The organism is Acidobacterium sp. S8, assembly GCF_009765985.1.
In the GTDB taxonomy this organism is placed as follows: domain Bacteria; phylum Acidobacteriota; class Terriglobia; order Terriglobales; family Acidobacteriaceae; genus Alloacidobacterium.
Genome location: NZ_LMUM01000034.1, coordinates 657,777 through 680,249, shown reverse-complemented (window position 1 = coordinate 680,249; position 22,473 = coordinate 657,777). Strand labels below are relative to the sequence as shown.

The 22,473-nt window shown below is 57.3% G+C and carries 23 protein-coding genes; 18 read left to right on the top strand and 5 right to left on the bottom strand.

All coding sequences use genetic code 11. From position 1 onward, the window contains the following. The first annotated feature begins 45 nt into the window (after nt 1–45). On the top strand, nt 46–1,167 hold the full coding sequence (locus GSQ86_RS18165; protein ID WP_158751393.1) for a beta-propeller fold lactonase family protein: 1,122 nt from the start codon (nt 46–48) through the stop codon (nt 1,165–1,167). Nucleotides 1,168–1,227: 60 nt separating this feature from the next. Here the strand turns inward: GSQ86_RS18165 and GSQ86_RS18160 are convergent, their stop codons facing one another. Both GSQ86_RS18160 and GSQ86_RS18155 read right to left on the bottom strand, forming a co-directional pair. Next, the gene (locus tag GSQ86_RS18160) at nt 1,228–2,142 is read right to left on the bottom strand and encodes a ferritin-like domain-containing protein (protein ID WP_158751391.1); all 915 of its coding nucleotides are present in this window, start codon (nt 2,140–2,142) and stop codon (nt 1,228–1,230) included. A 12-nt stretch (nt 2,143–2,154) separates the two neighbouring features. Next, nucleotides 2,155–3,066, bottom strand: a complete 912-nt coding sequence (locus GSQ86_RS18155; RefSeq protein WP_216841194.1) for a ferritin-like domain-containing protein — start codon at nt 3,064–3,066, stop codon at nt 2,155–2,157. A gap of 272 nt (nt 3,067–3,338) precedes the next feature. Here GSQ86_RS18155 and GSQ86_RS18150 point away from each other — a divergent pair, with 272 nt between their 5' ends. From GSQ86_RS18150 to GSQ86_RS18070, 17 genes are all read left to right on the top strand, one after another. After that, a complete protein-coding gene (locus GSQ86_RS18150) occupies nt 3,339–4,595 on the top strand; it encodes an SH3 domain-containing protein (protein ID WP_158751389.1) in 1,257 nt (418 codons plus the stop codon). 434 nt (nt 4,596–5,029) lie between these two features. Next, nucleotides 5,030–5,326 (top strand): RNA chaperone Hfq, encoded by a 297-nt coding sequence (gene hfq / locus GSQ86_RS18145; protein ID WP_158751387.1) that lies wholly within the window; start codon nt 5,030–5,032, stop codon nt 5,324–5,326. Nucleotides 5,327–5,356: 30 nt separating this feature from the next. Beyond that, nucleotides 5,357–6,799: a GTPase HflX gene (gene hflX, locus GSQ86_RS18140; protein ID WP_158751385.1), complete on the top strand. Its 1,443-nt coding sequence runs from the start codon at nt 5,357–5,359 to the stop codon at nt 6,797–6,799. A 297-nt stretch (nt 6,800–7,096) separates the two neighbouring features. Beyond that, nucleotides 7,097–7,564, top strand: coding sequence for an ATP synthase F0 subunit B (locus GSQ86_RS18135; RefSeq protein WP_158751383.1), 468 nt, complete (start codon nt 7,097–7,099; stop codon nt 7,562–7,564). Further along, nucleotides 7,561–8,280 carry an ATP synthase F0 subunit B gene (locus GSQ86_RS18130; RefSeq protein ID WP_158751381.1) on the top strand — a complete coding sequence of 240 codons (720 nt, stop codon included), beginning with the start codon at nt 7,561–7,563 and terminating at the stop codon, nt 8,278–8,280. The genes GSQ86_RS18135 and GSQ86_RS18130 overlap by 4 nt, the downstream gene beginning before the upstream one ends. Further along, complete coding sequence (gene atpH, locus GSQ86_RS18125) at nt 8,280–8,816, top strand: ATP synthase F1 subunit delta (RefSeq protein ID WP_158751378.1); 537 nt, start codon at nt 8,280–8,282, stop codon at nt 8,814–8,816. The genes GSQ86_RS18130 and atpH overlap by 1 nt, the downstream gene beginning before the upstream one ends. 42 nt (nt 8,817–8,858) lie before the next feature. Then, nucleotides 8,859–10,496: a F0F1 ATP synthase subunit alpha gene (atpA, locus tag GSQ86_RS18120; protein ID WP_158751376.1), complete on the top strand. Its 1,638-nt coding sequence runs from the start codon at nt 8,859–8,861 to the stop codon at nt 10,494–10,496. A 15-nt stretch (nt 10,497–10,511) separates the two neighbouring features. Continuing rightward, nucleotides 10,512–11,612: a F0F1 ATP synthase subunit gamma gene (locus tag GSQ86_RS18115; protein ID WP_158751374.1), complete on the top strand. Its 1,101-nt coding sequence runs from the start codon at nt 10,512–10,514 to the stop codon at nt 11,610–11,612. A 15-nt stretch (nt 11,613–11,627) separates the two neighbouring features. Then, nucleotides 11,628–13,070, top strand: coding sequence for a F0F1 ATP synthase subunit beta (gene atpD, locus GSQ86_RS18110; RefSeq protein WP_158751372.1), 1,443 nt, complete (start codon nt 11,628–11,630; stop codon nt 13,068–13,070). Nucleotides 13,071–13,079: 9 nt separating this feature from the next. Then, nucleotides 13,080–13,493, top strand: coding sequence for an ATP synthase F1 subunit epsilon (atpC, locus tag GSQ86_RS18105; RefSeq protein ID WP_158751370.1), 414 nt, complete (start codon nt 13,080–13,082; stop codon nt 13,491–13,493). 136 nt (nt 13,494–13,629) lie between these two features. Continuing rightward, on the top strand, nt 13,630–14,352 hold the full coding sequence (locus tag GSQ86_RS18100; protein ID WP_254062472.1) for a Stp1/IreP family PP2C-type Ser/Thr phosphatase: 723 nt from the start codon (nt 13,630–13,632) through the stop codon (nt 14,350–14,352). Nucleotides 14,353–14,476: 124 nt separating this feature from the next. Continuing rightward, nucleotides 14,477–15,331: a 3-hydroxybutyryl-CoA dehydrogenase gene (locus GSQ86_RS18095; RefSeq protein WP_158751367.1), complete on the top strand. Its 855-nt coding sequence runs from the start codon at nt 14,477–14,479 to the stop codon at nt 15,329–15,331. 71 nt (nt 15,332–15,402) lie between these two features. Next, nucleotides 15,403–15,843 (top strand): SRPBCC domain-containing protein, encoded by a 441-nt coding sequence (locus GSQ86_RS18090; protein WP_158751365.1) that lies wholly within the window; start codon nt 15,403–15,405, stop codon nt 15,841–15,843. Nucleotides 15,844–15,894: 51 nt separating this feature from the next. Continuing rightward, nucleotides 15,895–16,776: a phosphotransferase gene (locus tag GSQ86_RS18085; RefSeq protein WP_158751363.1), complete on the top strand. Its 882-nt coding sequence runs from the start codon at nt 15,895–15,897 to the stop codon at nt 16,774–16,776. A 164-nt stretch (nt 16,777–16,940) separates the two neighbouring features. Further along, nucleotides 16,941–17,162, top strand: coding sequence for a hypothetical protein (locus GSQ86_RS18080; RefSeq protein WP_158751361.1), 222 nt, complete (start codon nt 16,941–16,943; stop codon nt 17,160–17,162). 118 nt (nt 17,163–17,280) lie between these two features. Next, complete coding sequence (locus tag GSQ86_RS18075; RefSeq protein WP_158751359.1) at nt 17,281–18,264, top strand: MBL fold metallo-hydrolase; 984 nt, start codon at nt 17,281–17,283, stop codon at nt 18,262–18,264. Nucleotides 18,265–18,387: 123 nt separating this feature from the next. After that, nucleotides 18,388–18,831 (top strand): hypothetical protein, encoded by a 444-nt coding sequence (locus GSQ86_RS18070; RefSeq protein ID WP_254062471.1) that lies wholly within the window; start codon nt 18,388–18,390, stop codon nt 18,829–18,831. Between the two features lie 233 nt (nt 18,832–19,064). Here the strand turns inward: GSQ86_RS18070 and GSQ86_RS18065 are convergent, their stop codons facing one another. The 3 genes from GSQ86_RS18065 to GSQ86_RS18055 all read right to left on the bottom strand — a co-directional run bounded on the left by GSQ86_RS18065 (nt 19,065) and on the right by GSQ86_RS18055 (nt 22,420). Then, nucleotides 19,065–19,256: a hypothetical protein gene (locus tag GSQ86_RS18065; protein WP_158751357.1), complete on the bottom strand. Its 192-nt coding sequence runs from the start codon at nt 19,254–19,256 to the stop codon at nt 19,065–19,067. Between the two features lie 429 nt (nt 19,257–19,685). Continuing rightward, on the bottom strand, nt 19,686–20,606 hold the full coding sequence (locus GSQ86_RS18060; protein WP_158751355.1) for a dihydroorotate dehydrogenase: 921 nt from the start codon (nt 20,604–20,606) through the stop codon (nt 19,686–19,688). Between the two features lie 8 nt (nt 20,607–20,614). Then, nucleotides 20,615–22,420 carry an alkaline phosphatase family protein gene (locus GSQ86_RS18055; protein ID WP_158751354.1) on the bottom strand — a complete coding sequence of 602 codons (1,806 nt, stop codon included), beginning with the start codon at nt 22,418–22,420 and terminating at the stop codon, nt 20,615–20,617. Nucleotides 22,421–22,473: the final 53 nt, after the last annotated feature.

Here is a 22,473-nt window from a genome sequence, read left to right as displayed (position 1 = left end):
GAGATGGGGCATGAGGACAAGAGAGTCGAACGAGTGAGATCTGGATTGAAGACGAGGCTTTTTCATTTCTTTTGCATGGCCGGATTGATGCTGCTGTGCTCATGCGGGGGTAAGTTTTTTCCGGATGAGACAGGCGGCGGCGGAAACACGAACAGCGGCAATTACTTGTACGTAGCGAATTCGTCGACCAGCGTGAGCTCTATTGCGGGATTCACGATTGCGAACAGCGCGGTGAGCGATCTTTCAAATTCGCCCTTTGCGACGGGACTGCCGCCGAATGCGATGGCGATTACGCCGAAAGATACGTTTCTCTATATGGGCAGCCTCTCCGGCGGCATCTATGCGTACACCATCAATTCCGATGGAACCCTCACGGTCGCGAACAGTGGCAGCCCGGTTGCGACAGGCGTGAGTCCGGTCACGATGAAGGTCGATCCTACGGGGCAATGGCTGATTGTGGCGGACCTGACACCGCAGGTCTATGTCTTCGGCATCAATGCCAGCACGGGAGCGCTGACGACGCAGGGTAATCCGCTGGCGCTGGACACAGGCACGACGGGCAACCTGTATATCACGCCGAATGGCCAGTATGTGTTTATCTCGCTGGGAACAGGCGGAGTGGATATTCTGACCTTTGCCTCCGCGACAGGCGTGATCAGCAAGAGCCAACTTTTAAGCCCCAAAGCATCGACGAATGCCGACATGGGGCTGGCCAGCGATCCGACCAGCAAGTATCTGTTTGTAACGGAGACAGGCATCAATGCAGTTCGCGTGTTGAGCATCAATACGACCGGGAGTTCCATACTCACGGAGTTAGCGACATCTCCGACGAAGACAGGGCTGGGCCCATCGCAGGTGGTGGTCACCGCGAGTGGAAGCTATGTATATGTGACCAACCGGACGGATGGCACGATCAGCGGCTTTGCGCTTTCCGCAAACGGAGCGCTGACGGCGCTTTCGGGATCACCTTACACGACGGGTTCAGCGCCGGTGGATATCGTGGAGGATAAGACGGGAGCGTACATCGCAGTGGCTTGCGTAGGCGGCAATCCGGATATGCAGGTGTTCACCATTGACACGACGACGCCGGGGAAGCTGGATGCCTTTTCGAGCAAGACAACCGGGACCGATCCTACGCTGGCGAGCGCCATTGTAGCGACGAAATAGACTACCCAAAAAATAGGGGTCGCAGATTTGCGGCCCCTTATTTGGTGCGTGGCTTCATTTCTATTTAATAGTTCCGTTCATTGCATTCGGGTAAAAGACGCCTCCGGTTCCGGCGGCACCTCCTCCGTAGACGATGCTCAACACCTGCGAAGTCGTGCGAGCATACGTCATTCCATTGGCATCGTTGTTGACGATGGTAGCGGCACCGTTGGTGATGCCGACGCCGATGTCGTCGTTGCCAGTTCCGTCGAGTTTGGCGCGCGTGGCGGCGATGGCCTGGGATGCTGATTGCGCTGCGGTTCCGGCCTGAAAGATACGGGTGCGGATGGCTGCGGCGTGATAGGCCTCGACGTTATGAATGCCGACGGCTTTATCGAGATAGGTTTTGCTGGAGATGAGTCCGGCCGCGCCTTGATAGGCAGTGACGCCGACATCCTCAAAGATAAAAGCTCCGAGCAGGAAATTGGTTTCGCTGGCGAAGGGATCGAATGTGGCTCCGAGACCTGCTGCCATGGCGAGCGTATTGAAGCTGGTCATGAGGTCGATGTTCGGCTGCGCTACCGCGTTGGTGGCGAGAGCAGACTGCAGAAACTTCACGTGATTCTGCTCGTCCATGGCGATTTCAGCGGCCAGCTGCGTGAGCAGAGGATCTTTGAAGGGAACCTTTGCATTCGCTTTAACGGTCACGGTGCCGCCGGCTGTGCCGTCTCCACCTTTGGTAGAAATGCCGGCCTGTTCGAGCGTCATGCCAGTTGTGGCAATGGTGTAGAACTGCGCCTCAAGGAATTCGAGATTTAGGGCGAAGTTGAGAATGTCGTTGTCAGTGACGGTGGTTGAGGCCTGGGCGAAGGCCCGGCTACGGCTGAGCGCCATGCCTGCTAAGGCAGCGCCGCCAAGAAGTATGGCGGAACGTCGCGATGACTTCTTTTCCTCAAGAAGAGCGGTGGTGCGATCTTTTTCTTCAATGAAGTCCATGTCCGTGTCTCCTTAGGAAGCCGAAGCTGTGATGTTGCCGTTGAGTCCGTTGGGAAAGAACCCGCCGCTCTTGACGACGCCAGCCGCTGGATTCAGATAGACGATATGCAGCACCTGGCTGGGCGTGCGGTCATAGGAGATGGAGTTGGAGTCAGAGGCCACGATCGTGCTGCCTGAAAGCTGCGTCTCGGCTCCGCCTCCCGCTGTAGCGCGCAGAGTGGAAATCTGGTTCGCGTAGGTCACATAGGGATCGCCAAGCTGGGTGATGAGGGTACGAATTTCGCCGGCGTGGTAGGCCTCGGTAGCGAGGATACCGGCAGCAGCGGCGAGATTATTCTTGTCGGTCAGCAGACTGGCGGCTCCGTGGTAGGCAGTGACGCCGACATCCTCAAAGGTAAATGCGCCGACGAGGAAGCTGTTTTCATCCGCAAAAGGATTGAAGGTAGATCCGATACCAGCGGCCATGGCTGCCGCATTGAAGCTGTTGGTGAGATCGATGGCCGGGCGGCTGACGGCGGCTGATCCCAGGGCCTTGCGGAGAAAGCGCACGTGGGCAAGCTCATCATTCGCAATCTCCATAGCGTATTGCTGGATGGCAAGCGTTTTGAACGCGACCTGCGAACCGCCAGTAACTGCGCCAGCGCTCGATCCGGCGTCGGTGTCAGATAAACCTGATCCGGTAGCGGCGCGGAGATAAAATTCGGCTTCGAGATATTCGAGGTTCAGAGCGAAGTTGAGATAATCTGCGTCGGTAAAGGTGGTGGGCGTGGGTGTTGGGTTTGGCGAGGGGCCGGATGAGGAACTGCTGTTATTGCCGCATCCGATGGCTAATGCAGTAGCCGCTGTTCCTGCGCTGATTCCTACTCCAGCTATGAAGGAACGGCGGGATACGCCTTTTTTAAAAAACTCATCGAGCTTCTTCACGTGAGTGCCTCCTATTTCAACGAAGATCAGGCATGTACATCGTCTGTACGTCTGGGATGGCTTCCCCGGATTTATGAGATCGAAGAATAAAAAATTTGTGTGCCGGATGAAAAATACTTCAAAGAAATTGTGAGGCGTGAACAAGCGAGGCGTGGCAGAGCGGTATTACTGCTTAGTTTCGCGGCAGCCGAAGACCGCAATTTTCAGTGCTATGCTCAAGGAATAAAAGGAAGAAGAGTGGGCTGTTGTCCTCTTGTTCTCCTTTCCTCCAAATGAGCATAGTTCCTCGCCAGTTTTTCTCTCCGTTTGCCCGTGTCCTACCTGCAATTGTGTTGCTTCTGACGATAGGCGGCTGCAATCGGCTGCGGCCCAAGCCTGCCAAGGAGTATGTGTATGTGGTGGCGAAGGAGACGTTTCTGCGTGACCGCATTGCTGCGGTTTCGAACCGCGTGGGCGATGTGGCGAATGGGCAGCGGCTCGAAGTTGTGGAGCACTCGCGCCGCTTTCTGAAGGTGAAGACGGAGAAGGGCGAGATTGGCTGGATCGAGGAACACGGCGTTATCGATCAGGCAACTTATCAACAGTTTGTCGACCTGACAAAGCAGCATGTCAACGATCCTGTGATTGCCACAGCGACGCTGCGGGATGACCTTTATCTGCATGTACGGCCAGGCCGAAAAGAAGACCGATTTTTTCTGCTTCCGGAGAACGACAAGCTGCAAATGCTGGTGCGCGCTTCCGTACCGAAAGACAACCCACCGCAGGCTATGCCTGTAGCGAAGCCCAAGAAGCCGAAAAGCGATAGTGCAAAGGCTAAGGCAGACGCCGCGAAGGTGAAATCGCCCGAAAAGCCGGATACTACTGCACCATCTACACCAACGCCAGTAGCTCCTGCCGTGCCGCCGGTGCTCGAAGACTGGTGGCTCGTGCGGGATAAGCAGGGACGCGTGGGCTGGATGCTGTCGAGGCGGCTGGATATCGATATTCCGGAGTCGATTGGGGGATATGCGGAGAGCCAGCGGATGATTGGTGCGTATCAACTGACGACGGTGAGCGATCCGGGATCGAATTTTCCGAATGGACAGGCGCCGGAGTATGTGACGGTTCTGGGACCGTATAAAGACGGACTTCCGTATGACTTTGACCAGGTGCGTATTTTTACCTGGAATTCACATAAGCATCGGTATGAGACGGCTTACCGGATGCGGAATCTGCAGGGATATCTGCCGGTGCACGTAGGTATGCAGACCTTTGACAAGATCGGCACGATACCGGTGTTTTCATTCAAGACCGCTTCGGACGACACGATATCGATCGACCCGGCCACGGGTGCGGCGCGGCCCGCGAACACGACTCTCCAGACCTACCGGCTGGAGGGGGTGATTGTGCGAAAGGTTGAGCCTCCGAGCGCGGCTCCTGCTCCGCAGACGCCTCAGCCACGGGCTACAACAGCCGCACCGGCGGCCGAAAAAGGGAAAAAGAGCAAGAAACGGCATGAGACGCATGCGAAGCGGCATTCGCATAAATGAGCTTGTTTTTTTGCCACAGAAAAGCTTTTTTTAACGATGATTTCATAAATACCTTTCATAAATACCCTCATACGTGGAATCATCGAAGAGCCAGGGATCCGAAAATTGGCGTAGTCTCTTCGAGTAACGAGGAATAATTGCTCGATCCATCGAAAGGTGGATGTAACGAACGAGCGCGGTGCGTCACTATTCAGGTGGGAAAGAAATTTCTGAAGGTTGTACATCCTTCAAAAATTTGTGGCATCAAACTACGTCTGAGGCGGAATAGGTCTCTCTTCGTCAGGCTGAACGGAATCAGGGCTTGCTAACGAGGCATTGCATGGTTCGGTTTATCCTCAGTATTGTTCTACAACCTTGTATAGCCTTCGGGTATTGAATGCAATTTTAAGTGTTGCAGTTGAATCTACGAGATATATATGACAGGAGATCGGCACATGGATAACAAGCCGGCACAGAACATCCAGGACACGTTTCTTAATACGGTCCGTAAAGACAAGACCCCCATTACGATCTACTTGGTCAGCGGAGTGAAACTGACAGGAAAGATCCGCTCCTTCGACAAATATTCTGTGCTGCTGGAGAACAACAGCCAGGAACAATTGATCTTCAAGCACGCCATCTCAACTGTGGTGAGCTCCCGGTCTGTGCTGCATGCTGACCACAGGCCGCCTGCGTCGCATTCTGCGACCGGCAGCCCGACGGGATCAGCGACCGCAGAACAGAGCGCCTAACTGCGGGAAGAATTTCAGGAACAACGTTTCGTGGGTGAGCTTCAACGCACAGGCACGGATGGCGCAGAAGACCGCGCGCTGCTGGTTGCGGTGGAGTTCGCCGCGCGACGCGCTCCTCTGCCCCCGACAGCGATTCTTGCCCGCGAAGCGGCGCGCATCGCAGCGGAAGGTGAGGCTGGGGAGCTATCCGCGGCTTCCTCGCATCTCGATCTGGATTCTTCTCTCATTGAATTTCGCGAGCTGGTGACAAGCGCCGGTGCGGAGATTGCCGGGGAAATCATTCAACGGCGGCCGAAGCCTGATCCGGCGACCCTGATAGGCAGCGGCAAGGTAGAAGAGCTGGCGGGTTTGGCGGCTTCGACCGAAGCCAGTGTCATTCTCTTCGATCACGATTTGACTCCTACACAGTTGCGGAACCTGGAAGATCGGCTGCCTTGCCGAGTTCTGGACCGGACCCAGCTCATTCTCGACATCTTTGCCCGACATGCGCGCACGCGCGAAGGTCAGCTGCAGGTGGAGCTGGCGCAGCTGGAGTATATGCTGCCGAGGCTGGCTGGGCGGGGTAAATCGATGTCGCAGTTGGGCGGCGGCATTGGTACGAGAGGTCCGGGCGAGACGCAGCTCGAGACGGACCGGCGCAAGATTCAGCGGCGCATTCTTCAGGTGAAGAGCGATCTGGAGGCAGTGCGGAGGGTGCGCGGCCAGCAACGGCAGCGGCGCGAGTCGGTTCCGGTGCCGACGGTGGCGCTGGTGGGCTACACCAATGCGGGAAAGAGCACACTCTTTAATGCGTTGACGAAGGCCGGAGTGCTGGAGTCGGCGCGGATGTTTGCCACGCTCGATCCAAAATTAAAAGCGATTCAGCTGCCGTCGCGCAGGAAAGTGCTGCTTTCCGATACGGTCGGGTTCATTCGCAACCTGCCGCATACGCTGGTGACTTCATTTCGCGCGACGCTTGAAGAGGTACAGAAGGCCGAGGTCCTGCTGCATGTTCGGGATGCTTCCAGTCCCACGCGGGAGGAGCAGAAGGCTGAAGTGGAGAAGGTTCTGGGCGAGCTTGGTGTGCTGAATAAGAGACGTCTCGAGGTGATGAACAAGGTGGACCTGCTTCCGGATGAGGAGCGTGCAGAGCTGGCGGCGAGCGGCGCGATTTTGACTTCAGGCAAGGCTGGGCTGGGGATTGATCCATTGCTGGCGCGGGTGGATGCAGAGCTGACAGCGGATCCGATCATCGAGCAGGCATTCATCATTCCCCAGGCCAAGGGCGAAGTATTGGCTGCCCTCGGAGCTGGTGCGGTGCTGCGTGACCGCAAGTTTATCGGGAACACGGTACGTATGACGGTGGCGGGTCCGGCTTCCTTGCTGGGACGGTATCGTGAGTTTCGGGTAGACGCAAGAACGGGTCGAATGAGTGGGAGCGGTGGAGATTCCCAGGCATTCGACCCGCTGGACCCTGAACCGGGTCATAGGTGATACTTTCAGTCTACCCCCGCTTTGGGGGGAGTCAAGTGTTAATCTGCATAAAATAACGGGTTGTGATACACGTATAAGGTAAGTGTCTGCCCCGCATTGACACTCGAATTTTCACTCTGTTACAACCAGTAGGTTCTGCAAGACCTTCCAGATCAGATTTCCAAGGGTTAAAAGGCAGCTCAAAAGCGCGCCGAAGCGAGTCGCAAAGGCGTTGGAAAAGGTGTGGATAGGGAGGGTAGAAGTGTAGGAGACAAGTTGCCGGACAGGTTTTTCGGCGGCTGAAGAGAACTGCGAAGCATGGATCAGATTCTGCACCAACTCGTTGATCTGTTTGTCGGTAGCATACCGACAGCGATCCTTTTTGTTCTCCTGGTGGTGGCTTACCGGGTGCTCCTGTTTGGCCCGCTGACGCGGACGCTTGCCGAGCGCCGGGAACGGACGCAGGGAGCGGTAGAGAAGGCCGCTGATGCCATAGCCGCGGCGGATGCCAAGACGCAGGAATATGAAGCCCGGCTGCGGGCGGCACGCATGGAAATTTTCCGGCACCGGGACCAGCTTTTGCAGCAGTGGAATACCGAGCGCGAGCATACGCTGGCCTCAGTCCGTTTGGCAGCCCAGGAGCGCGTACGCGTGGCACAGAAAGCGCTCGAGACGCAGACCTCTGAGGCGCGGCAGCAGATTGAAGGCTCGACCGAGCAGCTGGCCACCCAGATTCTTCAAGCCATTCTTCCCGCAGACCTGGCCCCCGTGGAGAGTGCCCGTTGAAGCGTAACTGGAAGATCAAATTTGCGATTTTTTTTGCCGCCATCGTCTTGATGGCTGGTGCGGTTTCCCACGGCTTCAGCCAGGAAAACACTGCGCCGGCACCACCTCCTGGGAACTTCCATTCTCAGTACGAGAAGATGGATGCGCCGGAGACGAATTCCGAGGAAGAGCATTACCGGCATTCGGCGGCTGTCCAGTGGATTGCCAAGTCGATACATACGGACACCGAGACCGCGGCGAAGATTTTTGAAGACTTCAATTCCGCAGTGATGATCATTGCGATCGTCTGGTTCCTGGTGAAGGCGCTGCCCAAGGCCTTCCGTTCACGGTCGGAAAAAATCCAGAAAGAACTGCTGGAGGCGCGCGCGGCTACCGAAGATGCGAGTAAACGCCTGAGTGCTGTAGAAGCGCGGCTGGCGAAGCTGGATACGGAAATCGATGCGATTCGGAAGCAGGCCGAGCATGACAGCCTGGAAGATGAAAAACACGTCAAGGCCACGCTCGAAGAAGAGCGCAAGCGGATTGTGGAATCTGCCGAGCAGGAGATTGAAGCGTTTGGCGCCGCAGCGCAGCGCGATTTGAAGCGCTTTGCGGCCGATCTTGCAGTTGAGCGGGCAGTACAGAAGATTCATCTGGGCGCGGATGCGGACCGGATTCTGGTGGAAAAGTTTACCGCTGATCTGGCCAGCACCCAGGGCAACGGAGGGAAGAACTGATGGCAGCGATTGCCGCTCCCTATGCGCGTGCCTTTGCCGCGGTTGTGTTTGAGGCGCATCTGAACCCAAATGAGGTCCAGCAGCAGCTCGATGATTTTGTTGCCACGTGGAAGGAAGGCGCAGACCTGCGCGAGATTTTTCTCGACCCTTCGTTTGCAGCGGACCAGAAGGTTGGAATTCTGGACAAGCTGAATACGCGACTGGGAATGTCGCAGCTGGTAAGGAATTTTATTGCCGTGCTGATTCAGCATGACCGGCTCAATTTGCTGGACGAAGTGCTGGCTGAGTACCGCAAGGAAGTGAACCGGCGGCTTGGAATTTCAGAGGTACAGGTAACAACCGCGCGGCCATTGGCTGATGATGAGCGCAAGAGCATCGAGCAGAAGGTTGCCGAGATGACTGGAACGCAGGTGCAGGCGACGTATCACGAAGATAAGTCGCTGCTCGGAGGCGTGGTGGTGCGGGTAGGCAGTACGGTGTATGACGGCTCAGTGAAGGGAAAGCTGGACCAGTTGAAGGAACAGCTCGCCAGCTAGCGCGAGTTGCCGAAAGACAAGATTCCGTTGGGAAAGTGAAGCATGGCTCAGATTAAAGCAGACGAGATTACACAGCTCCTGAAAGAGCAGATTCAGAATTACGACGCGAAGATCCGCGTGGACGAGGTGGGAACGATCATCTCCCTCGGCGATGGCATCGCCCGTATCCACGGCCTCGACAAGGTCATGTATGGCGAGATGCTCGAGTTCCCCCACGGCGTGGCCGGGCTCGCGATGAACCTGGAAGAGGAGCAGGTCGGCGCCATTCTAATGGGCGAGTACACCGCCCTCAGCGAGGGTGACCAGGTAAAGCGCACGGGCAAGATTTTGAGCGTGCCTGTCGGCGAGGCGGTGATTGGCCGCGTAGTGAACGCGCTGGGCGAGCCGATTGACGACAAGGGTCCGATCAACACGTCGGAGACGCTGCCTGTAGAGCGCATTGCTCCGGGAGTGGTCGATCGCCAGTCGGTACGCGAGCCGATGATGACCGGCCTCAAGGCCGTCGACAGCATGATTCCGATTGGCCGTGGACAGCGCGAGCTGATCATTGGTGACCGCCAGACAGGCAAGACGGCGATTGCGCTCGACACGATCATCAACAATGCGAAGAACGACCTGATCTGCATTTATTGCGCGATCGGGCAGAAACGGTCTTCGGTGGCGCAGGTCGTACAGACGCTGACGGAAAACGGTGCAATGGATTACACCGTTGTAGTCGCGGCGACTGCGTCGGAACCCGCTCCGATGCTGTATCTCGCGCCCTATGCGGCCACGTCGATTGGTGAATACTTCCGCGACAGGGGCAAGCACGCGCTGGTGATCTACGACGATCTCTCGAAGCATGCCGTGGCATACCGTGAAATCTCACTGCTGTTGCGTCGTCCTCCGGGCCGCGAGGCGTATCCGGGCGACGTGTTCTATCTCCACTCGCGCATGCTGGAGCGCTCGTCGAAGCTGAGCAAGGAAAAGGGTGGCGGTTCGCTGACGGCTCTGCCGATTATTGAAACGCAGGCGGGCGACGTTTCGGCCTACATCCCGACGAACGTGATTTCGATCACGGATGGACAGATTTTCCTGGAGACTGATTTGTTCAACTCCGGCATCCGTCCGGCGGTGAACGTGGGGCTTTCAGTTTCGCGTGTCGGCTTCTCAGCCGCGATCAAGGCGATCAAACAGGTCGGTTCGACGCTGAAGCTTGATCTGGCGCAGTACCGCGAGCTGGCGGCGTTCTCGCAGTTCGGCAGCGATCTGGACAAGGTGACGCAGAACCAGCTGAATCGCGGCCAGCGTTTGACGGAGCTGCTGAAGCAGCCGCAGTTCCAGCCGCTGACGGCGGAACACCAAGTGGCGATTCTGTTCGCAGGCACGCAGGGTCTGCTGGATGACGTGAAGGTACCCGACATCCGCGCGTTTGAGGATGGCTTCCACAAATATCTGGATTCTGCGCAGACGGGACTGTTGAAGGATATTGCAGAGAAGAAGGCTCTGGACGATGATCTGCGAGCGAAGCTGAAGGATGCGGTGAACGAGTTCAAGCAGAACTTCTTTGCGGAGCACCAGTCGGCGCAGGTGGCAGCGCCTGAAACAAAACAAGCCAAGTCCTTGGATAAAAATAAGGACAACAGCAAGGCAAAAGATGCGTCGTCGGACACGGCGCAGCCTGCTGGAGCCAAGAAGTAAACCTGAAGCGAAACCATGGCAAACGTTCTCGATTTACGACGGCGCATTCGCAGCATCAAGAATACGCGCCAGATCACCAAGGCCATGAAGATGGTGGCCGCCGCCAAGCTGCGCCGCGCGCAGGAGAGGGCGCTGTCTTCGCGTCCGTATGCGGCGATGATGACGAGCGTGCTGCAATCGCTCAAACGGCGCATTGAAATCTTCGATCCGGAGACGGGCGAGGTGCGGCATCCGCTGCTGCTGACGCGTCCGGAGAAGAATGTGCTGCTGGTGGTGGTCTCAGGGGAAGGCGGCTTTGCAGGCGCTTTCAATGCCAACATTATCAAGGCAGCGACGAACTTTATCGGCGACCACAACGATCGGCAGATCGACGTGGAAGCGATCGGCCGCAAGGGGCGAGATATTCTGCGGCGGCGTTATCCGGCGGCGAAATATCTGGAAGCGCAGCGGAGCGAGCACGACGAAGAGCGTGCGCCGCGTGGCGAGCGCCAGGAGCGCGTTGCGCCGGTCGAGATGATGGACGACCGCTATCGCAGCATGCTGCTCAAGCTTTCGTTCGACCAGGTGAGCGAACTGGGCGCGGAGATTGTCTCGCTGTATACGCGAGAGCAGATCGATGCGGCCTATATCGTTTACAACGAATTCAAGTCAGTGATTCAGCAGCGCGTGGTGGTCGAGCGAATACTTCCGATTGTTGAAATTGGCGCGCAGGATGTGGCGCATGCTGAGGAGATGTCGAGGGAAGATCGCGAGCGGGCGGTAGAAGCAGCAGAGTCGGCGGGCATCAGCCCTGATTCGGCAGATTTTGCCGAGGCTGCAAAGCAGGCGGATGAAGAAGCCAAGCGTTTTGGTACGGCAGACGTGGATTATCTCTACGAGCCGAATCCGAAGGAGCTGTTTAACGCGATTCTGCCACGTTATGTGACGACGAAGCTATATCACGCAATGCTGGAGTCATCGGCGGCGGAGTTTGCGGCGCGTATGACGGCGATGGATTCAGCGACAAACAACGCGTCGGACCTGATTGACCATTACACACTGTTGATGAACCGCGTGCGTCAGGCAGCGATTACCAAGGAACTGATCGAGATTGTCAGCGGCGCAGCCGCTCTTTAAGAGAGAAAGAATTCTATGGCAGAGAATATTGGCAAAGTAATCAAGATTTCGGGACCAGCAGTCGATGTGCAGTTTGAAGAAGCAACGATGCCGGCGATCTACCAGGCATTGCGCGTCGTAAGCGATGGCTTCACCGTGCCCAACCCGATCAACGTCATTCTGGAAGTGCAGCAGCACCTGGGCGAAGGCCGCGTTCGCTGCGTGGCTATGCAGGCCACGGAAGGCATGGTGCGCGGCATGAATGTGATCGATCTCGGGGGACCGATCACGGTTCCTGTTGGTCACGAGACGCTGGGTCGCGTGCTGAACGTGATTGGCGAACCGGTGGACGAGCTTGGCCCGGTGAATGCGAAGGTTCACATGCCGATTCATCGTCCTGCTCCGTTGTTCGAAGAGCAGTCGACACGCGAAGAGATGTTTGAGACCGGCGTGAAGGTCATCGACCTGATCCAGCCCTTTTTGAAGGGCGGCAAGATCGGACTCTTCGGCGGCGCTGGTGTCGGCAAGACAGTCATCATTCAGGAACTGATCAACAACGTCGCATTGAAGCATGGCGGCTTCTCGGTGTTTGCCGGAGTCGGCGAGCGTACCCGCGAAGGCAACGATCTCTGGATGGAATTTCAGGAAGCCGGCGTTATCGATCTGAAGGATTTCTCGAAGTCGAAGGCTGCTTTGATCTATGGCCAGATGACCGAGCCGCCAGGTGCGCGTCTTCGCGTGGCTCTGACAGGCCTGACAGTCGCTGAGTATTTCCGCGACAACGAAGGAGCGGACACGCTGCTCTTCATCGACAACATCTTCCGCTTTACGCAGGCGGGCTCTGAGGTATCGACGCTGCTGGGACGTATGCCTTCGGCAGTCGGTTATCAGCCGAACCTCGCGACGGAAATGGGCGAGCTGCAGGAGCGCATCACCTCGACTAAGAAGGGTTCTGTGACCTCGGTGCAGGCTGTCTATGTTCCGGCTGACGATCTTACCGATCCTGCCCCGGCGACAACCTTTGCTCACCTGGATGCGACGACGGTGCTTTCGCGTCCGTTGTCTGAACTCGGTATCTATCCTGCCGTCGATCCGCTGGCTTCGACTTCGCGTATTCTCTCACCGCGCATTGTGGGGCAGGAACACTATGATGTGGCGCAAGGTGTGAAGCGTATTCTGCAGCGTTACAAGGATCTGCAGGACATCATCGCGATTTTGGGCATCGATGAGCTTTCAGAAGAAGACAAGCTCACGGTAGGACGCGCGCGTAAGATCCAGCGCTTCCTCTCGCAGCCTTTCCATGTGGCTGAGCAGTTCACTGGTATTCCGGGCGCCTACGTAAAGATTGAAGACACGGTGCGCAGCTTCAAGGAAGTGCTGGAAGGCAAGCATGACAGCATTCCTGAGCAGGCCTTCTATCTGAAGGGCTCGATTGAGGACGTGCTTGCAGCCGCCGAAAAGATGAAGACGACCGCATAAGGGACGACGATGCCAGATCAACTTCAAGTACGGCTGGTAACTCCGGAGCGCATCCTCATCGATACGACGGCGGATGCGGTGGAGTTGCCATCGCGTTCGGGATATCTCGAAGTGCTCTTCGGACATACTCCGCTGCTGGCAGAGCTGGGCGCCGGAGAGGTACGCCTGCACGGCGCACATGCAGGCGAACAGAGGTACAACGTCAACTGGGGATTTGTCGAGGTGCTGCCGGAACGGGTGACGATTCTGGCGGAGAGTGCGTTGAAGCCGGAAGAGATCGACACCGGACGCGCGCAGGAGCAGCTCGATCGCGGACACAAGATGTGGAACGAAGCGGGTGATGACGCCGAGAAGTATGAAGAGGCAAACCGCGTGATCGCGGAGGCCGAGTCAAAGCTGGCGAGTGCGGCTTCGCATTCGTGAGTCAAAGCGAATTATGGGAAGAGGCTGGCCTTGCGCCAGCCTTTTCCTTTGCAGATAAAGATTACTTGGGTGTGAAGAATCGACCATCTTGTGTATCGTGGATAGGCACGACTATTTTGCGATGCTTCAGGAATCGATGCTCATAGAGGCAGCAGCTTTGACGGATGTGGGGCGGGTTCGCTCCGCGAATGAAGATTCCTACGGGCTTTGTGCCGAGGTGGGATTCTTTGTCGTATGCGACGGCATGGGCGGCGCGGCTGCGGGCGAAGTTGCGAGCCAGACAGCTGTCGAGACTTTGCGGGACAAGGTCTGCAGCGCACAAACATTACATGAAGCGCGCAAGATACTGGAGCAGGGAATTGCCGAGGCGAACTGGCGCGTCTTCTCGCACGCGGAACGGGACACCTCGCTGCATGGCATGGGAACGACCATGGTTTCGCTGCTGGTGCGCGACGGGCGTGCCTGGATTGCCCATGTTGGCGACAGCCGCTGCTACCGGCTTCGCGCGGGCGCGCTGGAACGCATGACGCAGGATCACTCGCTGGTCGACGAGCAGGTGAGGCTGGGGCAGATAACGCCTGGAGAGGCGGAGATGTCTCCGCTGCGGAATGTGATTACCAGGGCTATTGGAACGCGCGAGACCGTGTCTCCGGATGTGGACGAAGTTGCGACGGAGCATGGCGATCTTTTCCTTTTGTGTTCCGATGGGCTGACGAAGGAAGTTTCCGAGCCGCGATTGGCTGAGCTGCTGAGCGGCGATGCTTCTGATCTGCAGGCACTGTGCCAGAAGCTGGTGGATGAGGCGAATGCCGAGGGCGGCAGCGACAATATTACTGCGATTGTGGTGCGGGTTTCGTAACGCCGCTTCCGATGTTCGTCACTGCCGGATTCATCTTCGATTCTTCCCCTACGCTCAGAATGACTGCCGTAACTCTGGAGTGGCTGCACCTGATACACTCATTTGTTTTGCTGAGGTGATTTGAGTGGGTGATATCAAGACGGTTGGCGTGCTCGGCGCGGGCACGATGGGTAATGGCATTGCGCATGTTTTTGCGCGCGGCGGATTTGATGTTCGGCTTTGCGAAGTGGAGCAGCGGTTTCTCGATCGCGGGCTCGAGGCGATCAAGAAGAATCTCGAACGCGAGGCTGCGAAGGGCAAACTGACTACGGACGAAGCTGTTGCGTCGCTCGGACGGATCCAAGGGACGCTCAATCGGGCGTCACTGGCAGCGTGCGATTTTGTGATTGAAGCGGCGACAGAAAAATTTGAGATCAAGAGCAAACTGTTTGCTGAGCTGGATTCGATTCTGCCGAAGCATGTGATTCTCGCTTCGAATACTTCTTCGATTTCGATTACCAGGCTGGCAGCGCAGACGAAGCGGCCGGAGCAGGTGATCGGTATGCACTTCTTCAACCCGGTGCCGGTGATGAAGCTGGTAGAGGTGATTCGGGGAATGCAGACTTCACAGGCGACCTATGACGCGGTGAAGGAGCTTTCCGAAAAGCTGGACAAGACGCCGGTTGAGGTGAACGATGCTCCCGGATTTGTTTCGAATCGCGTGCTGATGCCGCTGCTCAACGAAGCGATGTTTGCCGTGATGGAGGGTGTGGCGACGCCCGAATCCATCGACGAGGTTTTCCAGCTGGGCATGGCGCATCCGATGGGCCCGCTGACTCTCGCGGATTTTATCGGGCTCGATGTGTGTCTCGACATCATGCGGGTATTGCATGACGGGCTTGGCGATCCCAAGTATCGGCCCTGCCCACTACTTGTCAGGATGGTGGACGCGGGCTGGCTGGGGCGCAAGAGTGGCCGGGGCTTTTACCAGTACGCGTAGAGTATGTGACGACCGCCCCGGTCGTGCAAGCGGTCAATACATTGGCATAAACAAACATTGAAGGAGATCCGATGGCCGAGCAAACTCCATTGCACTTTGTCTTCTACATCGCCGCAACTCCGGATAAGGTTTGGGAGGGTTTTGTCTCCCCCGAATCCAATCGCGTTCTCTTTATGGGGGCCGAACTGGAAGTCGATCTGAAGCCCGGCGGTTCGATGAACTGGGTCGGTATTGGAGCCGATGGCAAGCGCACTACCTATGTCCACGGTGAGGTGCTCCAGTCTGAGCCTCCAAAGTTGCTGCAATACACATTTGCCATTGGCCCTTCCAGTAATTTCTCACGGGTCACGATAGAACTCGTACCGGAGACGGAGGCCACCAAGGTCTCTCTTGTGCATGACCAGTGGGCGGAGGATAACGAGGCCTACGCATCCACTGCGGATGGTTGGCCACGCATCCTCTCGCGTCTAAAAACACTGATCGAAACAGGCAAAACATTCAAGCCACATTGATGCGTAATTCATTGCTGGCGAATGTCAGATGAAGTTGAAGGAGAAGGTGGCTTGACGGGTGGAAAACGCGATTCGCTCAGTGTACGGGCGGTGGAAGCTGCCGTTGCAGTAGCCCGGACACATGGAATCCTGTGCGATGCGTCGGAGGTTCTGGCAGACGGCAGCAATGTGCTGGTGCACCTGCAGCCTGCCGAAGTAGTGGCACGGGTCGCCACGACGACGGGGCTGGTTCGGAAGCCGGTGGAGTGGTGGCTGGCGCTCGATTTGGATCTTGCGGGGTTCCTTGCGGCGCGGGGCTTTCCTGTTGTTCCACCTAGTAGAGAACTGCCGCCGGGGCCGCATGTGTACGACGGACTGGCGCTCACGTTCTGGGAGTATGTGGAGCATGATTCCGGCTATGCGCCTACTGTCGGAGAGGTCGGACCATTTCTGCGTGAACTGCATGCGGAATTGCGCGGGTATGCGGGCGAGATGCGGGAGCTGAGTCCGGTGAGAGAAATTCCTGCGTGGCTGGATGAAGTCGAGCGGTGGCATGTGGTCGAGGATGACGATCTGGCCATCTTGCGGCGCGGCTATGCGGAGATTACGGCGCAGGTGGATGCGCTGGGTTTGCCGGAGCAGCCTGTGCATGGAGACGCGCACAGGAAAAATGTTCTCAAGACGAAGCGCGGACTGTTATGGACGGATTTTGAAGATGCCTGCCGCGGACCGATCGCATGGGATCTGGCTTGCTTTGTTCGCACTTCAGGGGAAGACTACAAGACCGCGGTCAAGAGCTATGGCGGCGATTTTGATCTGGCTCAGTTGAAGCCGTTTTTCGATGCGCGCGACCTGCAGGGTGTGCTGTGGGGTGCGATTCTTTCGACCCGATTTGAAGACCGCAGAGAACGCGCGGCGGAGTGGATGGCGGTTTGCCGAGAACGGTATGGGTGATGTGGTATCAATGATTTTTTTCGGCGGTAAATTTCGCTCTTATCCCACCCTTTCGCAAGAACGCGAAAGGATGGGGGCACCCGGCATTTACTGGAATCCAGGCGTTGACGCGGGTCCTCGAGGGGGTTCAAAGGAACGGAGGTTTTTATTATCATGGAGATGTTATGCCGTTTCCTGTCAAAGTCTGTGTCATCTGCAAAGAGGAATTTGAATTGAAGCCGGATAAGCCAGGATTTGCGAATCGCTGCCCGGAATGCAGCAGCGAGGAAGCAAATGATCCGGTGATGCAGCATCGTGTCGGTGCCGATGAGCGCAAGGCCGAGAGCGAAGTGAATGCAGAGCGTCGGAAGGCGATTCGCGATCTGCTTTACCGCAAGGACAGCTAGTGCTGCTGGATGGCTATCTTCAGCCTCATTCCTGATTGCTGAGGGCTGTAGTCGAGGTTGATTCCTGCCCAGGGAATCGGACCTGTCTTCCACATGCTTCGGGCGTATTCTGACAGATATGGTTCGGATGACGGTGCTCGCCAGCGGTTCGAAGGGCAATAGCACGGTTGTCTCCAGCACGCGGACGCGGATTCTGGTGGATGCCGGGATGTCGTGCCGCGAGATTTTCAAGCGCATGCGCTCCGCGGGGGAAGACCCGGAGACGCTGGATGCGATTCTGATTACCCATGAGCACCAGGACCATGTGCAGGGCCTGCAGGTGACGGCCCGCAAGCTGGGGATTCCTGTCTACTTTACGGAAGCGACACACCGGGCCTGGATGCGCTGGATGACACCCCGCAAGCGGTTGACCTATGCCGAATGGCTGGTGCAGCGGCAGCAGGAGGCAGCCCGCAAAAAGGCGGAAGCGGAGGCCAGCGCGGCTGCTCCGGAGGCGGAGCTCGAAAATCCGTTTTATCGCGAGGCGGAGTTGGCGGAGTGCGCTGCCGAGGAAGAGGAATTGACGGCTTCGGCCGGGAAGGCCGAGGCCGATCCGTGTGCGCTGCCGGGGGTAGAATATTTTCGTGCCGGAGCGAGTTTTTCGATCGGCGATATCTCAGTCAGCGCCTTCACGATTCCGCACGATGCTATTGATCCTGTTGGGTTTGTCTTCCAGGCAGAGGGGATTCGGATTGGCATTGCCACGGATTTGGGATATATGCCGCCCAATGTCAGTTTGCAGCTGCGCGGCTGCGATGTGTTGATGCTGGAGTCGAATCATGACTTGGAGATGCTGCGGGATGGGCCGTATCCGTGGTCGGTGAAGCAGAGGGTGATGTCGCGGGTTGGGCACCTGTCAAATGACGCCGCCTCCAGTTTTCTGGAGAAACACTATGACGGACAAGCGTCTTATGTGGTGCTGGCGCATCTATCAGAGAGTAACAACCTTCCAGAACTGGCCCGGGTTGCTGCGGAATATGCTTTGCGGGACCGTATGAGCTTGCTGGGAAACAGGTTAGTTCTAGCTGAACAACGAACGCCAACAGAGTCTATTGTGTTGTAACGCAAGTGATTTATACTGGATTGAGATTCCCTGGCCGCTCGTGGTTTTTGTCTTCCGGTCCGATTGGATCTTCGGAGGCTGTTACCGGTAAGTCAGCACGTTAAGGGCGGAGAACGGATTCACATGACACTTTGCACCGACCAAGTCATTGGCGACATACTTTCCAGCTGGAGATATGACATTTCCGGGATTTCGCCGGAAATGCGCGTCGATTACGAACAACATCTTGTGGAATGCCAGCACTGCCGTTCCCGGCAGCGCCTGCACCGCACTGTAGATGTAACGCTGATCGGTTTATCGACCCTTTCGACGCTGGCTTTTCTTTTGGCGCTGGCGGTGATTCACCACGTTGAGCCGCTGCGGAACTGGGCGATTGTGAACCTGCATCTGCGGCAGATTGATGTCGTTCTGACGCTGCAGGCGGCAGCGGTTGCCGGATTGCTGGTTTCGGCTCTGGCCTGGATTTTGGTGGCGATTGCTACGCCCGCACCTATGTATCTGACAGATATGGCCATGGCCCAGGCCCGGGTACTGCAGAATCGCCGATTGCCGCGCAAAGCTGCCTAAGCTGAGTCGTTAATTTTGAGGAAAAGCCCTTGTCGAAAGACGAGGGCTTTTTCTTTTGGGTGTGGATTTCTGTGAATGGATGTTTTTTGCAATCCCACCCTTTCGCAAAGGGCGCGAAAGGATGGGGCACCGGCACCCGGATTTTCTGCCACGCGAGATATCTTATGGATTCTCGCTTCGCTCAGAATGACGGCGCTATGGGAAGGCTGAGACGGCATTGTCCGAAGGCGGCATCAGACGGCGCGGAGGATGCGGCCGGGCAGGAAGATGATGGCCGCTACCAGTTCGAGCGCGCCTTCGACAGCGATGCCAACGATGCGGAAGGGCAGGAGCAGCAGCCAGACGAATGGGTAGGCGATAATCGCCAGCAATGCCAGCGGCCAGCAGAAGATAAAGAGGATGCACCAGAGAAGAAATTTGATCATCGGGCGGGAGCTCCTTTGCTGCTGAGAAATACGGAACAGAGGTAAAAAATGTTCCTTTTCGCGCACCCGAAAAAGTGAAAAAAAGACGCTCCAAAACTTGACAGTTTTTGTGGCTGGTAACTATCGTTTCGGTGCGAATGGAATCGTTACCACTCCGGTCTATTGCTCGCTTTGCAGACTCCCCCATTCTCGCTGAAGCAAAGGAAGAGCTAATGCCATTTACACGCAGGAAGTTTCTCGCCCTCGGCGGCGCGACCGCTGGTGCTGGTCTGCTGCCATTTTCCGCAATTTCTCAATCTTCAAGCTGTATCGGGCGATGCAGGCTCAGCCTGAAGCGAAGAGTTGAATAGGATTGAGTTTTTTTCCGTCCGGCCCTTTCGCAAAGAGCGCGAAAAGGATGGGGCACCCGGGTATTGTTTCTTCCCGCTCTTATTTCTCCGACGGGGTGGTGTCGATGGTGCCGATCAGGCTGGTGACGCGCTCGATGTGATGGCGGGTGCACCAGTGTTCGAGGCCGTGGGCGATGCGCTCGACGGCGCGCGGGTCGGCGTAGCTGGCGGTTCCCACCTGGACGGCGGTCGCTCCTGCCATCATGAATTCGACGGCGTCTTCCGGCGTGGTGATGCCGCCCATGCCGATGACCGGAATCTTTACTGCTTTGGCTGCTTCCCAGACCATGCGGACGGCGATGGGCTTGATGGCGGGGCCGGAGAGTCCTCCGGTGATGTTGGCGATGCGCGGGCGGCGTGTTTTGATGTCGATGGAAAGCGAAACGAAGGTGTTGACGAGCGAGATGGCGTCGGCTCCGGCGTCTTCTGCGCAGCGGGCCATGGCTGCGATGGAAGTGACGTTGGGCGAGAGTTTGACGATGATCGGGCGCTTTGCGATTTCTTTGGTGCGGAGGACGAGTTCGCCCAGCAAACGCCAGTCGGTGCCGAAGACCTGGCCTCCGTGCTTTGTGTTGGGGCAGGAAGCGTTCAGCTCGTAGGCAACAATGCCGCGCTTTTCATTCAACGCTTCGATGACCGCGATGTAGTCTTCGACTTCGTAGCCGAAGACGTTGGCGATAACGCCACAGGAGGGATAGCGGGCGAGCGCGGGCAGCTTGGTTTCAAGGAATGCCTTGACGCCGATGTTCTGCAGGCCGATGGCGTTGATCATTCCGGCTGCTGTCTCGATAATGCGCGGAGCCTGGTTGCCTCCCATCGGCTCACGCGAAAGACCCTTGGTGACGAAGCCACCGATGCGGTCGAGCGAGACGATCTCTTCAAATTCAATACCGTAGGCGAAGGTTCCGCTGGCAGCGATGACGGGGTTGCGCAGCTCAATGCCAGCGAAGCGAACTTTCATGTCTGGCTTCACGGTTGCGGCTGCTCCGTTGCTGGCTTTGTAGAGGCTGCAGGCTTCGTTGCTCGTACCGGCTTCGTCGCTTCAGGCGCTGTGGACGCGGATTTTCTTGTGGTCCCGCGTGGGCCTCGGCGTGTATGGACCACCGGTGGCTTGGGGTAGGTTACTTCTGCCGCGGGCTTTAGGGCCTGGGTGAGGATGTGACCCACTGAGGCTGACGGCTGGTTGACTCCGAGGAGCGAGGCGAAGGTAGCCGCGAGATCGACCGGCTCGACGCGACCGTGGTAGATGCCGGTGTTGAAAGGCACTCCATAGAACCCGAGCGGTACGTGGCGGTCATAGGAATAAGGCGTGAAGTGGGTGGTGCCGTTGTCTTTTTCGAGGCCCATCTGGAAGGCGGCGGGAACGACGCGGATGTACCATCCTCCGTTGGGAGTGTAGCTATGCGCCAGAAGATCGCCGAACTGGGTGTGCGGCAGGTCGCCTCCTGCCAGTTGCATGCGGGTGTAGCTGCGGTAGAGGACGGGATGCGGAGGCAGCTTTGCCTGCACAGGCAGCTTGGCATCGCTCGGTGCGGTGAGGGTGTCGAAGGCGGGCTGCAAGGCATCCTGTACGGCCTGCTCGGCTTCCTGCTCATTGATGCCGGCGCGATCGAAGGAAGGGCGGTTCAGCGAGAGATAGGGTAATTCCTGGTGCGGGAGGATATAGACGACTTTTTCGCCGGGCGAGAATTTCTGGTTGATGGCATCGTTCAGGTTGGCGATGAGTTTGGTGACGTCGATCTGCGCTGCGTTCATGCCCAGGGTCGCAGAGACGGCGGGCGACGGGGCTACGCCGTGGTCGGCGGTGACGGCGATCCAGACATTGCCGAGGCCGCCTTCGACGTTCTTGTCGAGCCATGTGAAGAAGCTGTCGAGATCAGTGTCGAGGGCATCGACCATGACTCGCTGCTGGTCGGCATCGGGACCGATCTGATGGCCGAGAATGTCGGTACCGGAGATGCTGAGAGTCAGCATGTCGGTGACGTCGTGCTTACCCAGTTCTTCGCCGGTGATGAGGGCCTTCGCGAAGTCGAGTTCGTAGCTGATGCTGGCGGGTGTCGCTCCAACTTGCGATTCAAAGTTTGTGATGTTGGCGAGGCCGCTTTCCTGCTTGGCCTGATCGAGACGTCCGCTGGAGTTGAATTCCGTGGCCCAGTCGGGGAGCTGCGGCATGTAGTAGGTGGAGGTGGTGTAAGTGCCGGTGGCCTCGTCGACCCAGAAGGCTCCGTTGGCAGCTGCGCCCGCGGGCAGGATGGCGGCGCGGTCTTTAAGGGAAACGCCGAACACCTTCGCTTCGCCTTTGGTATCGAGGCGGAGCTCGTCGCCAACTGTGGAGGCAAGCAAATTGCGTGGCGAGCGGCCGGGGCTTGTTTTCGCGCCTGCTGGCATGCCGACGATGGCATAGCGCTCATCCTCGACGGAGGTGACGGGACGCTCCTTGTTGCGATCGAGATCCCACCATGCGTTAGAGCCGATGCCATGACCGTCGGTGTAAGCTCCAGTGCCGATGGTGGAGTGTCCGGGAGCTGTCAATAGATTGGAGTAGCCGTAGTAGCAATCGGGGAAGTAGGCGCCGTGATCGAGGAAAAGGCGGAAGCCTTTGGGCTTGAAGTCGGTGCGGTAGCGCTCCAGATAATCTTCGCGGAACTGGTCGATGACGAGAATGACGACGAGTTTCGGATGCGCGTCGTATGCGCTGGCGTTGGCGCGCGGAGCCAGCCCTGTGGTGAGGGCGAAGACCAGGATGAGAGAGAAGAAGCGCTTCAGCATCGGCATGTCGTTTTCACTATTTATGGTAACAAGTGGGGTGATCAGACTGTATCTGTGTA

Bases quoted from the DNA above. Each gene is read 5' to 3' on its own strand.
- GSQ86_RS18160 (WP_158751391.1), bottom strand. From the start codon at position 2,142: ATGGACTTCATTGAAGAAAAAGATCGCACCACCGCTCTTCTTGAGGAA.
- GSQ86_RS18150 (WP_158751389.1), top strand. From the start codon at position 3,339: ATGAGCATAGTTCCTCGCCAGTTTTTCTCTCCGTTTGCCCGTGTCCTA.
- hfq (WP_158751387.1), top strand. From the start codon at position 5,030: ATGGATAACAAGCCGGCACAGAACATCCAGGACACGTTTCTTAATACG.
- GSQ86_RS18135 (WP_158751383.1), top strand. From the start codon at position 7,097: ATGGATCAGATTCTGCACCAACTCGTTGATCTGTTTGTCGGTAGCATA.
- atpH (WP_158751378.1), top strand. From the start codon at position 8,280: ATGGCAGCGATTGCCGCTCCCTATGCGCGTGCCTTTGCCGCGGTTGTG.
- atpA (WP_158751376.1), top strand. From the start codon at position 8,859: ATGGCTCAGATTAAAGCAGACGAGATTACACAGCTCCTGAAAGAGCAG.
- GSQ86_RS18115 (WP_158751374.1), top strand. From the start codon at position 10,512: ATGGCAAACGTTCTCGATTTACGACGGCGCATTCGCAGCATCAAGAAT.
- atpD (WP_158751372.1), top strand. From the start codon at position 11,628: ATGGCAGAGAATATTGGCAAAGTAATCAAGATTTCGGGACCAGCAGTC.
- atpC (WP_158751370.1), top strand. From the start codon at position 13,080: ATGCCAGATCAACTTCAAGTACGGCTGGTAACTCCGGAGCGCATCCTC.
- GSQ86_RS18100 (WP_254062472.1), top strand. From the start codon at position 13,630: ATGCTCATAGAGGCAGCAGCTTTGACGGATGTGGGGCGGGTTCGCTCC.
- GSQ86_RS18090 (WP_158751365.1), top strand. From the start codon at position 15,403: ATGGCCGAGCAAACTCCATTGCACTTTGTCTTCTACATCGCCGCAACT.
- GSQ86_RS18080 (WP_158751361.1), top strand. From the start codon at position 16,941: ATGCCGTTTCCTGTCAAAGTCTGTGTCATCTGCAAAGAGGAATTTGAA.
- GSQ86_RS18075 (WP_158751359.1), top strand. From the start codon at position 17,281: ATGGTTCGGATGACGGTGCTCGCCAGCGGTTCGAAGGGCAATAGCACG.
- GSQ86_RS18070 (WP_254062471.1), top strand. From the start codon at position 18,388: ATGACACTTTGCACCGACCAAGTCATTGGCGACATACTTTCCAGCTGG.
- GSQ86_RS18065 (WP_158751357.1), bottom strand. From the start codon at position 19,256: ATGATCAAATTTCTTCTCTGGTGCATCCTCTTTATCTTCTGCTGGCCG.
- GSQ86_RS18060 (WP_158751355.1), bottom strand. From the start codon at position 20,606: ATGAAAGTTCGCTTCGCTGGCATTGAGCTGCGCAACCCCGTCATCGCT.
- GSQ86_RS18055 (WP_158751354.1), bottom strand. From the start codon at position 22,420: ATGCCGATGCTGAAGCGCTTCTTCTCTCTCATCCTGGTCTTCGCCCTC.